The sequence below is a fragment of the Amycolatopsis sp. PSD-21 genome (assembly GCF_055561455.1).
On the sequence record NZ_CM145712.1, the window covers coordinates 2797162 to 2809936 of the forward strand.

General features: G+C 70.8%; 13 protein-coding genes. 11 read left to right on the top strand and 2 right to left on the bottom strand.

The features are described 5' to 3' along the window. Window positions 1-39 precede the first annotated feature (39 nt). Window positions 40-621 carry a TetR/AcrR family transcriptional regulator gene (locus tag ACZ1DY_RS13550; protein WP_126729949.1) on the top strand — a complete coding sequence of 194 codons (582 nt, stop codon included), beginning with the start codon at window positions 40-42 and terminating at the stop codon, window positions 619-621. A 35-nt stretch (window positions 622-656) separates the two neighbouring features. Continuing rightward, the gene (locus tag ACZ1DY_RS13555; RefSeq protein ID WP_126729291.1) at window positions 657-1019 is read left to right on the top strand and encodes a winged helix-turn-helix transcriptional regulator; all 363 of its coding nucleotides are present in this window, start codon (window positions 657-659) and stop codon (window positions 1017-1019) included. Here the strand turns inward: ACZ1DY_RS13555 and ACZ1DY_RS13560 are convergent. After that, window positions 1004-1621 carry a TetR/AcrR family transcriptional regulator gene (locus tag ACZ1DY_RS13560; RefSeq protein ID WP_465484585.1) on the bottom strand — a complete coding sequence of 206 codons (618 nt, stop codon included), beginning with the start codon at window positions 1619-1621 and terminating at the stop codon, window positions 1004-1006. The two genes, ACZ1DY_RS13555 and ACZ1DY_RS13560, sit on opposite strands and share 16 nt — an antisense overlap. 55 nt (window positions 1622-1676) lie before the next feature. On the opposite strand from ACZ1DY_RS13560, the gene ACZ1DY_RS13565 reads away from it, so the two are divergent. The 5 genes from ACZ1DY_RS13565 to ACZ1DY_RS13585 all read left to right on the top strand — a co-directional run bounded on the left by ACZ1DY_RS13565 (window position 1677) and on the right by ACZ1DY_RS13585 (window position 6523). After that, window positions 1677-2219, top strand: coding sequence for a PH domain-containing protein (locus tag ACZ1DY_RS13565; protein WP_257488130.1), 543 nt, complete (start codon window positions 1677-1679; stop codon window positions 2217-2219). Next, on the top strand, window positions 2216-3721 hold the full coding sequence (locus ACZ1DY_RS13570) for a PH domain-containing protein (RefSeq protein WP_465484586.1): 1506 nt from the start codon (window positions 2216-2218) through the stop codon (window positions 3719-3721). The genes ACZ1DY_RS13565 and ACZ1DY_RS13570 overlap by 4 nt, the downstream gene beginning before the upstream one ends. 301 nt (window positions 3722-4022) lie before the next feature. After that, the gene (locus tag ACZ1DY_RS13575) at window positions 4023-4784 is read left to right on the top strand and encodes an isocitrate lyase/PEP mutase family protein (protein WP_465484587.1); all 762 of its coding nucleotides are present in this window, start codon (window positions 4023-4025) and stop codon (window positions 4782-4784) included. Window positions 4785-4794: 10 nt separating this feature from the next. After that, a complete protein-coding gene (locus ACZ1DY_RS13580; RefSeq protein WP_465484588.1) occupies window positions 4795-5814 on the top strand; it encodes an aminotransferase class V-fold PLP-dependent enzyme in 1020 nt (339 codons plus the stop codon). An 88-nt stretch (window positions 5815-5902) separates the two neighbouring features. Then, entirely contained in the window at window positions 5903-6523 is a 621-nt protein-coding gene (locus tag ACZ1DY_RS13585; protein ID WP_126729280.1) for a hypothetical protein, read from the top strand. Between the two features lie 79 nt (window positions 6524-6602). Here ACZ1DY_RS13585 and ACZ1DY_RS13590 read toward each other — a convergent pair whose 3' ends face one another. Continuing rightward, a complete protein-coding gene (locus tag ACZ1DY_RS13590) occupies window positions 6603-7532 on the bottom strand; it encodes a ferritin-like domain-containing protein (protein WP_257488126.1) in 930 nt (309 codons plus the stop codon). A gap of 135 nt (window positions 7533-7667) precedes the next feature. Here ACZ1DY_RS13590 and rimP point away from each other — a divergent pair, with 135 nt between their 5' ends. From rimP to infB, 4 genes are all read left to right on the top strand, one after another. Continuing rightward, complete coding sequence (gene rimP / locus ACZ1DY_RS13595) at window positions 7668-8207, top strand: ribosome maturation factor RimP (protein ID WP_126729277.1); 540 nt, start codon at window positions 7668-7670, stop codon at window positions 8205-8207. After that, the gene (gene nusA, locus ACZ1DY_RS13600; RefSeq protein ID WP_126729275.1) at window positions 8204-9244 is read left to right on the top strand and encodes a transcription termination factor NusA; all 1041 of its coding nucleotides are present in this window, start codon (window positions 8204-8206) and stop codon (window positions 9242-9244) included. The genes rimP and nusA overlap by 4 nt, the downstream gene beginning before the upstream one ends. Window positions 9245-9375: 131 nt before the next feature. Further along, the gene (locus ACZ1DY_RS13605; protein ID WP_465485653.1) at window positions 9376-9570 is read left to right on the top strand and encodes a YlxR family protein; all 195 of its coding nucleotides are present in this window, start codon (window positions 9376-9378) and stop codon (window positions 9568-9570) included. A 145-nt stretch (window positions 9571-9715) separates the two neighbouring features. Beyond that, entirely contained in the window at window positions 9716-12739 is a 3024-nt protein-coding gene (infB, locus tag ACZ1DY_RS13610; protein ID WP_257488124.1) for a translation initiation factor IF-2, read from the top strand. Window positions 12740-12775: the final 36 nt, after the last annotated feature.

A 12775-nucleotide genomic window follows, 5' to 3' on the forward strand; every position in this document is an offset into this window, starting at 1 on the left:
GCAGCCCCACGACGCACCCAGGAGGAACGCAGCGCCGCGATGCGCGTCAGGCTGCTCGACGCCACGATCGACTGTCTCGTCGAATACGGCTACGCGGGCACCACGACCACCCGCGTCGCGGATCGCGCCGGGGTGACCCGCGGCGCGCAGGTGCACCATTTCCCGACCAAGACCGACCTCGTCACCTCCGCGATCCGGCATCTCGCGGCCAAACGCACCGAGGTCGCGATGGCGGAGATCGACCGGCTCAAGGCGTCGGCCGATCCGGTCGGGGACGCGTTGCAGCTGCTGTGGGAGATGCACCAGGGGCCGGTCTTCTCGGCGACCGTCGAGCTGTGGGTGGCGTCGCGGACCGACGCGGAACTGCGCGCCCAGATGGCCGTGGTCGAGCCGATCGCGACGAGTAGCCTGGTCGAATTCGGCAAGGCGCTGCTGCCGGATCATTCGGCGCATCCGGAGTTCCTGCACGCGGTGTACACGGCGATGGACGTCGTCCGCGGCATCCTCATCGCCAGCTGGGCGACCCGCGACCAGACCGAGCTGGAGGCGCGCTGGGAACGCGGCCGCCGTCACCTGATCCTGCTGTTCGAGGCGCTGATGCAGCCCACCCCCTCTCGCTAGGCGTGTTACTCTCCCGGGGAGAGTGAGGAGGTCACGTGCTCGGAGATCCGTACGACCCCGACTGCCCCACCCGTGCGCTGCTCGACCGCATCGGCGATCAGTGGACCGTGCTGATCGTCGGCGTGCTCGGTGACGGCCCGCTCCGGTTCACCGAGATCGGCAAACGCGTGCGCGGCATCTCGCAGAAGGTCCTCACCCAGACGCTGCGCAGCCTCGTCCGGGACGGCATCCTGACGCGTACCGCCTACCCGGAGATCCCGCCGCACGTCGAGTACGAGCTGACCGCGCTCGGACGCAACCTCGCCGAACCGCTCGAGATGCTCGACAAATGGGCTCGCGTCCACATGGGCGAGGTCCTCGACGCGCGCAAGAACTACGACGGTCAGCTCACCGCCTGACCGAACAGCCGGTCGAGGTAGTAGTCCACAGTGGACAGGGCCTCGTCCGGCGTGCGGTGCTTCATCACGATGTTGGTGCCCTGCGAGTCGGCGACCGCCCAGAGGATCGCGGATTCGTGCATCGGGTCGGCCGACTTGTCGACATCGCCCGCTTCCTGGCCCTGCCGGATCAGGAGGGCGAACAGCTCGAACAGCTGGGGGACGCCGTCGGTGAACGCGGCCGCGAACGACGGATCGGAGATCGCGCGGATGAAGAACGCGACCCCCATCAGCCAGTCGCCGCGCCGGCGTTCGTCGAGCGGCAGGATCTCGACCATGATCGCGCGGATGATCGCCTTCGGCGTCGACGGCAGTTCGCCGGCCTCCAGCTGGGCCTTGATGCGCTCTTCATAGACCTGCGAGCGGCGTTCGACCGCGAACAGCAGCATCTCGTCCTTGGTCTTGAAGTAGTGCTGCACCAAGCCCATCGACATACCCGCTTCGGCGGCGACGTGCCGGAGGCTGACTCCTTCGAGGCCGCGCTTGGCCGTCAGCCTTGTCAGCGCCTCGGCGATCTCCGCGCGTCGCGCCGCGTGATCCACCTGCTTCGGCACCCTCACCATCCGTTCCGCTGTTTGCCATGCGATCGCATTGCCACTACTGTCCGACGCTATTACGATGCGATCGCATTGTAAACATTCGTCGGGGGTGATTTCGGTGGAAGCCGAACGGGGGAAGGTGCGGCTGAGGCCGCCGCGGAACGCGCTGGATCAGCGGGTCGTGGGCTGGTGGCGGCTGCAGGGAACGCTCGTCTGGGGTGCGCCGGTGCTGGTACTGGTGGTGCTCGGGCTGCTCATCGCGCCCGCGCGGTTCTGGCTGCTGACACCGGCGGCGGTGTTCGCGGCGCTGGGCCTGGTGTGGGTGATCGCGATGCCGCTGTGGTGGTTCAAGGTGCATCGCTGGGAGGTCACGGAGACGGCGGTCTACGCGCGTTCCGGGTTCTTCTGGCAGGAGTGGCGCGTCGCGCCGATGTCGCGGATCCAGACCGTGGACACCCTGCGCGGTCCGCTGCAGCAGGTGTTCAAGCTCGCGACCGTCACGGTCACCACGGCGTCGGCGCGGGGCGCGGTCAAGATCCGCGGGCTCGACCACGAACTGGCCGCGAGCCTGGCGGAGCAACTCACCGAAACGACGCAGGCGACGCCGGGGGACGCGACATGACCTCGGGCGAGTTCGAGGGCTGGAGCACACTCGACAAACGGACGCTCGCCGTCACCGCGGTGATGATGACCGGCGCGGCCGTCGGTGCCGCGATCCCGACCACGCTCGCGATCGTGGGCGGTGGCGCGAGCTTCTGGGTCGCGCTCGCCTGGGTCGTCGCCGGCGCGGTGGTGCTCGTCGGCGGCGGCGTGCTGGCGGAACTGTTCTACTGGAAGGGTGTGCGGTACCGGGTCACGCCGGACCGGCTGGAGACGGCGTTCACCCTGGTGTTCCGCTCGCGAAAATCCCTTCAGCGGGAACGGATCCGCAACGTCGACTTGACGGCCAACCCGCTGCACCGGCTGTTCGGCGTCGCGGTGGTGACCATCGGCACCGGTTCGCACGAATCGGGCGGGCAGGGCCGGATCAAGCTCAATCCCGTCTCTCGCGCCGAGGCCGAGCGGTTGCGCGCGGACCTGTTGCGCCGCGCCGAAATCGTGGAGTCCGACGACGACGCGCCGCTCGCCGAGCTGGACCGGAGCTGGATCCGCTACGCGCCGATGTCTTTCCTGACACCGACTCTGGGCCTCGCGGCCGGTGGTGGCCTCATGCAGATCTCCGAATGGGCGGGCCTGCAGAAAGGCCTGATCGACTGGGTGATCGGCCTGTTCCGCGGTATCCCGCTGGTGGTGGCGATCCTGATCCTGCTGGCGATCGCGATGCTCGTCGGCCTGGTAGGCGCGCTGGGCCTGTGGATCGAGATGTGGTGGAACTACCGGCTCGACCGCGAATCCGGCGGCACGCTGCGGGTGCGCCGCGGCCTGTTCACCACGCGCTCGATCTCGATCGAGGAACGCCGGATGCGGGGCGTCGACCTCGTCGAGCCGCTCGGGAACCGGATCTCCGGCGCGGCGCGGGTCGACGCGATCGCCACCGGCATGCGGCAGAGCGCCGACAAGGACAAGACCGACTACCACACGCTTCTGCCCGCCGCGCCCGTCGCGACGGCCAACCGGGTCGCCGCCGCGGTCCTGCGCGAACCCGTTTCGCCGACCGAAGCCGTCCGGCTCACCGGGCACCCCCGCGCCGCGCGGGGACGGCTGCTGCGCTGGTGGGTCGGTTCGGTGGTGGTCCTGCTGGCGATCTTCGCGCTCCTCGGGTTCCTGCTGACCGAGGTCCTGCTGGTGATCGGCGCCGCGCTCGGTGTCGTGCTGCTGCCGGTGTCGGTGCTGCTGGCGCTGGACGCCTATCGCAACCTCGGGCACGGGATCACCGGGCGATACCTCGTCGGGCGGCACGGGACCGTGCGGCGGAGCACGTTCGCGCTGGAACGCGAAGGCGTGATCGGCTGGACGGTGAAACAGTCGATCTTCCAGCGGCGCAAGGGATTGCTGACCGTCGTGGCGACCACGGCCGCCGGTGCCGGGGCGTACTCGGTGTACGACGCGGGGGAGGAGCAGGGGCTGCTGTTCGCGGAGGAGTCCGTGCCGGAGCTGCTGACGCCCTTTTTGGAACGGGGCTGACGCTTCGGGCGGGCGACCGACGTTGCGAAAGGTCCCGTCGCTGTGTCTGATGCGGCGAAGGGGCCCTTCATCCACACGCGTCCGGTGACCCGTCGAGTTGCGAAAGCCACTTTCGCAACCTTCAACGTTGCGAAAGTGGCTTTCGCAACGTCGGCGAGGGTGCGCGGCCGGCCAGGTGGTGCCCGGCGTCGCGAAAGCCACTTTCGGGACATCTGGTGTCCCGAAAGTGGCTTTCGCGACATGCGGCCCCGGCACCGACGCTTCGGCCGTCACCGAAGCATCAGGCGGCTACCGTCGTGACATGACCGCATTCGCCGCCCTGCACGTCCCCGGTTCCCCACTGCTCCTGCCGAACGTCTGGGACTTCGGCGCCGCCGCCTTCCTTGCCGCACAAGGCTTCCCGGCGCTCGGCACGACCAGCCTCGGGGTCTCGGCCGCCGAGGGCGAGCCGGACGGCGCCCCGTCCTCGAAGGACGCCACTGTCCGGCTGGCACGGCGCCTCACCGGACTGGACACGCTGATCAGCGTCGATCTCGCCGACGGGTTCAGTGAAGACCCGGGCGAGGTCGGCGCGCTGGCGGCGGAGCTGGCCGAAGCCGGTGTCGCGGGCATCAACCTCGAAGACGCGCTCGGTGACCCCGTGCGGCACGCGGCCAAGATCGCGGCGGCGAAGGAGCGCGCTCCCGGGCTCTTCGTCAACGCGCGGACGGACACGCATTGGCTGGGGGAGCCCGACATCGGCACCGCGATCGGCCGCTGTCTGTCCTATGTGGACGCGGGTGCCGACGGGGTGTTCGTGCCGGGGCTCGCCGCGCCCGCGGACGTCGAGCGGCTGGTGGAGGCCGCCGGGGTGCCGGTGAACCTGCTGTTCCTGCCCGGCAAGGTCACCGTCGACGGACTGGCCGCGCTCGGCGTCGCGCGGGTCAGCCTCGGTTCGCTGCCGTACCGGATGGCGCTGGCCGCCACGCTGCGCACGGTGGAGGCCGTTCGCGACGGCGGCGAGCTCCCGCTGGCCCCGCCGTCGTACGCCGACGTCGCCGCCCTGCTCCCGGAATCTCATTAATCTCGGGAGCATGCAGACCTTCGGAGCCGAATTCGCCGTCCCGCCCGGCTATCTGAACACGCCCAGTATCGGCATCCCGCCGTCGCACGTGGCCGACGCCGTGGCGGAGGCGGTCGAACGGTGGCGCCGCGGTGAAGCCCGCCCGGCGGACTTCGACGAGCCCGTCGCGCGGACCAGGGCGGGATTCGGCGCGCTGACCGGGGTCCCGGCGGAACGGGTCGCGGTCGGGGCGTCGGTCTCGCAGCTGATCGCGAACGTGGCCGCCGGCCTGCCCGACGGCGCCAGCGTGCTCGCCGCCGCGAACGATTTCACGAGCGTCACCTTCCCTTTCGCGGCTCAGGCGCACCGCGGGGTGAAGGTCACCGAAGTCCCGCTGGCCGAGCTGGCCGCCCGTGTCGAGGGGCACGACCTCGTCGCGGTCAGCGTCGTCCAGTCGGCCGACGGCGCCCAGGTCGACCTCGGCGCGCTCCGGGCCGCGGCCGAGGCGGCGGGTGCCGCGGTCCTGCTCGACGCCACCCAGGCCGCCGGCTGGCAGCCGCTGGACCTCGGCTGGGCCGACTGGGTGGTCGCCGCCGGGTACAAATGGCTGCTCGCGCCGCGCGGGGCGGCGTGGCTGGCCGTGCATCCGCGGGTGCTGGAGCGGGCCGTGCCGGTCGCCGCGAACTGGTACGCGGGGGAGGACCGCTGGCAGACCGTCTACGGCCTCCCACTGCGGCTCGCCGAGGGCGCCCGCTCGCTCGACCTCTCCCCGGCCTGGCTCGCGTTCGTCGGCGCCGCGGCGTCGCTGGACTACCTCGTGTCGCTGGACCTCGCCGCCGTCCGCGCGCACTGCGTCGGGCTCGCCGACTCACTCCTCGAAGCGCTCGGTTCACCCGGCCAGGGGAGTGCGATCGTCTCGCTCGACGCCGACGCCCACCGGGTGCGGGAAGCGGGCATCGTGGCCGGTAGCCGGGCCGGACGGCAGCGATTCGGCTTCCATCTCTACAACACGGCCGACGACGTCGAACGAGTGATAAGCACGTTCAGGTGAACCGCCGGAGCGGCGTGAACTACCGTATGTTCCCGTGGTTGGTGCGCAATTTACCCCGGGACCGACGGAAACGGCCCGGCTTCAGCCGGTGCGACCGGCAGGGCCGGGCGGGCCGCCGTCCGCGCCGAATCCGCCGAGGGACACCAAGGGCCTGGCGCTGAAGGGCGCCGGACTGGTCGCCATCGCGGTCGTGTCCGCCCTGCTCTGGTGGCTCATCCGGCACGAGCCGGAGGTGACCCCGGTCGCGGACCCGCCGTCGAAGAGCGGCCAGTTCCAGTACACGCTGGTCGAAGGACCGCAGGTCACCACCGACTGCGCGAGCAAGGCCTACGGCGACACCAAGAAGTTCTTCACCGACACGCCGTGCACCCGCCTTTCGCGGGCGCTGTACACGACCGAGACCGGCGGGAAGAAGGCACTGGTCTCGGTCGTCCTGGTCACCATGCCCGGCGAGGTCACCGCGACCCAGCTCAAGGCGCTGACCGACAAGGACGGCACGGGCAACGTGTCCGACCTGGTGCGCGACGGGACCTTCAAGGACCAGGGCGCCCCGAAGATCTCCGGGCAGGACGCGGCCTACGACTCCCACGTCACCGGGCCGGAAGTGGCCATCGTGCTGGCCGGCTTCTACAACAAGCAGACCGACAAGCCGCTGATCGAGCGGATCGCGACCGACGCTCTGCGGCTTTCGGGTGACCTGCGCCGCTGACCCCGTGAGCCGAAAGGGCCCTTCACCGCATCTCACGCGCTGAAGGGCCCTTTCGTCGCATCACATGCGGCGAAGCGTCCTACGCCGACTGGCCCGGCATCGCGATCGCCACCGGCTTCGCGCCGAACTCCGCCCGCCACGCCGTGCCCCGCCGCGCCGACCCGATCAGGGCGTTCAGCGCCGTCGTCCGCAGGGCCGCGTCGTCCGTCCGGTCGATCACGCCGAGCCAGGCCGAGGTCGCGTCGGCCTCGGCCGTCGCCACCAGTTCCATCGCCGAGTTCGCCTCGGTCACGGGCCTCGGCGGCACGTACGCGGCCTCCGGGCCGGTGGGGGTCTGACCCGCCGCGGAAAGCATCCGTTCGCAGACGTCCCGTCGCTTGACGTGCTCGGCCGTGCCCCGGGACACCGCGCCGGTGAACGCCGCGGGCAGGTACGCGCTGACCAGCCCGTACACCCAGATCGCCGCGTGTTCGGCGGCGAGCGCCTGCTGGACGGCTTCCGCGCTCTCCCCGGCGAGCTGGACCCCGGCGGGCACCTCGACCGGTCCGGCGTCGTCGCCGCGGCCGAGCTTCTCCGAACTCTGCTGCAGCGCCGCGCAGCCCGCGGCGATCGAGGCGACCATCCCGGCGCGGTAGCGGGGCAGCGAGGGCACGAGGCCTTCGGCCTGCTTGCGGGCCGTGGCGAGCCGCTCCTTGAGCCCGTCCAGGGACGAGGGCGGCGGTGTCGCCCCCGGACCCGGCTGCTCCGGCTTCGGCCGGTTGAGCCGGTCCACCTCGGTCTTGAGCGCCGCCGCGTGCGCGGCCCGCGCGGTGGCGACCGCTTCGCCTTCGGCGCCCAGCGCCTTCGCGCCGGCCGCGTCGTTCTCCGCCGCGCGCAGCAGCGGACCCAGCGGGTCGGGGCTTTCGTCGAAGCCGGGGGAGCAGGCGGACGCCAGCGGCACGGCCAGCGCGGCCAGCGCTCCCATCCGCAGGAAAGTGCGACGGCTCGGCTCTGTCGATCTTCCGGTCACGCCGCCCCATCCTGCCAGTACCCCGCGCGGGGCCGCCGCTCGCGCGTCACGCGGGGGTGACCGGATAAGCTGGTCCACTACCGAACCCGGATCCACGCCGCCGGGTCGCCCACAGCCGAACAGGAGCGCTCCACCGTGCCCAACGACCTCGCCAGCAGGCTGGAGCCCATCGTGGCCGAAGCCGTCAAGGCCGCGGGTTTCGACCTCGATTCCTTCGAGGTCCAGCAGGCAGGCCGCCGCCAGCTGGTCAAGGTCGTCGTCGACGGGGACGACGGCGTCGGGCTGGACGAGGTGGCGAGCGTCAGCCGCGCCGTCTCCGCCGCGCTCGACGAGAACGAGCACGTGATCGCGAGCGCGTACACGCTCGAAGTCACGTCGCCGGGTCTCGACCGGCCGCTGACCGTGCAACGGCACTGGCGGCGCGCGAAGTTCCGCCTCGTCAAGATCACCCCGGCCGAAGGCGCGGCGTTCATCGGCCGCGTCGGGCACGCGGGCGAGAAATCCGCGCGAGTGCTCGTGGACGGCGAGATCCGGGACGTCACGTACGCCTCGGTGACCAAGGCGGTCATCGAGATCGAGTTCAAGCAACCACCTGCCGAGGACCTGAAACTGTTGGAAAACGATGCGTCGGCCCTGAACGCCGCCACCACGGAGCCGAAGGAGGAGCCGAAGTGAACGTCGACATCGCCGCGCTGCGCGCGATCGAACGGGACAAGGACATCCCCTTCGAGACGGTGATCGAAGCGATCGAAACCGCGCTCCTCACCGCGTACAAGCACACCGAAGGCCACCAGCCGCACGCCAGGATCGACATCGACCGCAAGAGCGGACTGGTCCGCGTCCTCGCGCACACCCTCACCCCGGACGGCCAGACCGACGAGGAGTGGGACGACACCCCCGAGGGCTTCGGCCGGATCGCGGCGACCACCGCGCGGCAGGTCATCCTCCAGCGGCTGCGCGACGCCGAGCACGAGAAGACCTTCGGCGAGTTCTCCGCCAAGGAGAACGAGATCGTCGCCGGGGTGGTGCAGCGCGACGCCAGGGCCAACGCCCGCGGCATGGTCGTCATCCAGGTCGGCGACATCGAGGGCGTGCTGCCCGCGATCGAGCAGGTGCCCGGCGAGACCTACGAGCACGGCGACCGGATCAAGGCCTACGTCGTGACCGTCTCGCGCGGCAACCGCGGCCCGCAGATCACGCTGTCCCGTTCGCACCCGAAGCTGGTGCACAAGCTGTTCGCCCTCGAGGTCCCCGAAATCGCCGACGGCACGGTCGAGATCGCCGCCGTCGCTCGGGAGCCGGGACACCGGACCAAGATCGCGGTCCGCTCGACGGTCCCCGGCGTCAACGCCAAGGGCGCTTGCATCGGCCCGGTCGGCGCGCGCGTGCGCAACGTGATGAGCGAGCTGGCCGGCGAGAAGATCGACATCATCGACTTCTCCGAGGACCCGGCGAAGTTCGTCGGGAATGCGCTGTCGCCCGCGAAGGTTGTTTCGGTACGGGTCGTCGACGAGAAGGCCAAGACCGCTCGCGTCGTCGTCCCGGACTACCAGCTTTCGCTCGCGATCGGCAAGGAAGGGCAGAACGCCCGCCTCGCCGCCCGGCTCACCGGCTGGCGTATCGACATCCGCAGTGACGCCGCCCCTGAGCAGGGTGACGAAGCACACGCCGGGCAGGCGCGGCCCGCCGCGGCAACCGGTTCGGCTGAGTGAAGGTCGAAGCGCTAGACTTACGAGTGGTTCAGAGCCCGCGGCCGGGAACCGACCTCCAGCATGACCGGGAAACTCCGGTCCGCACGTGTGTGGGTTGCCGTAAGCGGGCCTTGATCGGCGAGTTGCTGCGAGTGGTCGCGGCGGACGGGCGGCTGATCGTCGACGAACGTCGGCGGTTGCCGGGCCGGGGTGCTTGGTTGCACCCCGTGCCGGACTGTCTGGCCAAGGCCGAGCGGCGCAGGGCGTTCCCCCGGGCACTACGTGTTCCAGGGCCGCTCGACGCCCAGGGTGTCCACGAACGCCTGGAGCGGCACGCCGAAGGCTAAAGGGCGCCGGGACATCCCCGGTGCCGGATGGAATCAGGAAGCAGGTCGACCCGTCATGAGTCAGCCGTGAAGCTGAATCAATGAACGCGCGACAATAGGACGAGGTCTGCGGGTCTGCCGCCGGCCTCCCCAGATGAGGAGAGCTGTGCCAGGCAAGGCCCGAGTACATGAGCTCGCGAAAGAGCTCGGCATCACCAGCAAGGAAGTTCTCGCCAAGTTGAAGGAACAGGGCGAGTTCGTGAAGTCCGCGTCGTCCACCGTCGAGGCGCCGGTCGCCCGTCGTCTCCGTGACGCGTATCCGTCCAAGGACGGCAAGAAGAAGCCGGTTCCGACCCCCGGCCCCCGTCCTTCACCCGCGCCGCCCGCGAAGCCCGCTGCCCCGGCTCCGGCCGCGAAGCCCGCTCAGCCCGCGCCCGCGGCGAAGTCCGAGGCCCCGGCCGCCCCCGCGGCGTCCGCTCCGGCGGCGTCGGAGAAGCCGGCCCCGGCCCAGCAGCCGTCCCGGCCCGCCACCCCGGGTGTCCGCCCGGGTCCGCGCCCCGGCCCCCGGCCGCCGGCGCCCAAGGAAGAGGTCGCTCCGGCGGCGAAGGCCGCTCCGGCCGAGCCGAAGAAGGAGACCCCGGCGGCACCCGCCACCCCGCCCGCGTCCCAGACGCCGTCGCAGGGTTCGGTCGTGCCGCCGAAGCCGCAGGGTCCCAAGCCCGGCGGCCCGAAGCCCGGTCCGCGCACTCCGCGCGTCGGCAACAACCCGTTCGGTGTGGGTTCCGGTTCGCCCGCCCCGCGTCCGTCCGGTCCGCGTCCCGGCGGCGGCAACCAGCAGGGCGGCGACAACCGTCCGCCGCGTCCCGGTGGCGGGCAGGGCGGCGACCGTCCGGCCCCGCGTCCCGGTGGCGGCGCTCCCGGTGGTAACCGGCCCAGCCCGGGCAACATGCCCCCGCGCCCGAACCCCGGCATGATGCCGGGCCGCCCGGCCCGTCCGGCCGGTGGTCCCGGTGGCGGCCGTGGTGGCCCCGGTGGCGGAGCCCGTGGTGGCCCCGGTGGCGGCGCTCGTGGCGGTCCCGGTGGCGGCGGCGGAGGTTTCCGCGGCGGTCCCGGTGGCGGCGGCGGTGGCGGTTTCCGTCCCGGCGGCGGCGGTGGCGGCGGTTTCCGTCCCGGTGGCGGTGGCCCCGGTGGCGGCGGCGGTGCCCCGGCCGGTGGCGGCGGTTTCCGTGGCGGTGGCGGTCGTGGCGGCCCCGGTGGCCGTGGCGGTACCGCGGGTGCCTTCGGGCGTCCCGGTGGCCCCTCGCGCAAGGGCCGCAAGTCGAAGCGGCAGAAGCGCCAGGAGTACATGGACAACATGCAGGCGCCCAGCGTCGGTGGTGTCCGTCTGCCCAAGGGGCAGGGCGAGACGATCCGCCTGCCGCGTGGTGCCTCGCTGACCGACTTCGCCGAGAAGATCGACGCCAACCCGGCTTCGCTGGTGCAGGTGCTGTTCCACCTCGGTGAGATGGTCACCGCGACGCAGTCGGTGTCCGACGACATCCTGGAACTGCTCGGCGGCGAAATGAACTACAACGTTCAGGTCGTCAGTCCCGAGGAAGAGGACCGGGAGCTGCTCGAGACCTTCGACATCACCTACGGCGAAGACGCGGGTGAGGAAGAGGATCTGCAGGTCCGTCCGCCGGTCGTGACCATCATGGGTCACGTCGACCACGGTAAGACCCGTCTGCTCGACACGATCCGCAAGACGAAGGTGCGCGAAGGTGAAGCCGGTGGCATCACCCAGCACATCGGCGCCTACCAGATCGAGACCGAGCTCGAGGGCAACCCGCGTCTGATCACCTTCATCGACACCCCGGGTCACGAGGCGTTCACCGCCATGCGTGCCCGTGGTGCCAACTCGACCGACATCGCGGTGATCGTGGTGGCGGCCGACGACGGTGTGATGCCGCAGACGGTCGAGGCGATCAACCACGCGCAGGCCGCCAAGGCGCCGATCGTGGTCGCGATCAACAAGATCGACAAGGAAGGCGCGAACCCGGACAAGATCCGGCAGCAGCTGACCGAGTACGGCCTGGTCGCCGAGGAGTACGGCGGCGACACGATGTTCGTCGAGATCTCCGCGCGGCAGAACATCAACATCGACGGCCTGCTCGAGGCGATCCTGCTGACCGCCGACGCCGCGCTGGACCTCCGGGCCAACCCGGACATGGAGGCCCAGGGTGTCGCGATCGAGGCCCACCTCGACCGCGGCCGCGGTCCGGTGGCCACGGTGCTGGTCCAGCGAGGCACGCTGCGCGTCGGTGACTCGGTCGTGGCGGGTGACGCCTACGGCCGCGTCCGCCGGATGGTCGACGAGCACAACGTCGACGTCACGGAGGCGTACCCGTCGCGTCCCGTCCAGGTCATCGGGTTCACCTCGGTGCCGGGCGCGGGCGACACCTTCCTGGTGGTCGACGAGGACCGCGTCGCCCGGCAGATCGCCGAGCGCCGTTCCGCCCGGACGCGCAACGCCCTCAACGCGTCGCGCCGCAAGCGGGTCAGCCTCGAGGACCTCGACTCCGCCTTGAAGGAGACGAACAGCCTCAACCTGATCATCAAGGGTGACAACTCCGGTACCGTCGAGGCGCTCGAAGCCTCGCTGGTGCAGCTCGAGGTCGGCGACGACGTCGAACTCAACGTCGTGCACCGCGGTGTCGGTGGCGTCACCGAGTCCGACATCGACCTGGCGACCGCGTCCGACGCGATCGTCCTGGGCTTCAACGTCCGTGCGCAGGGCAAGGCGACCGAGCGGGCCACCCGCGAAGGCGTCGACGTCCGGTACTACACGGTCATCTACCAGGCGATCGAGGAGATCGAGCAGGCTCTGAAGGGCATGCTCAAGCCGGAGTACGAAGAGGTCGAGCTCGGCAAGGCGGAGATCCGCGACGTCTTCAAGTCGTCGAAGATCGGCACCATCGCCGGTTGTCTCGTCGTCTCGGGCGAGATCCGCCGCAACGCGCGGGCCCGTCTGCTCCGCGACGCGACCGTCATCGCCGAGAACCTGCCGATCAGCTCGCTGCGGCGGTTCAAGGACGACGTGGTCGAGGTCCGCGACGGATTCGAGTGTGGTCTGACTCTGGGGTCGTACAGCGACCTCAAGGTCGGCGACATCATCGAGACCTACGAGCAGCGCGAAAAGCCGCGTGCGTAAGTGACAAAGCGGCGCTCTCCCGCATCTGGGCGGGGG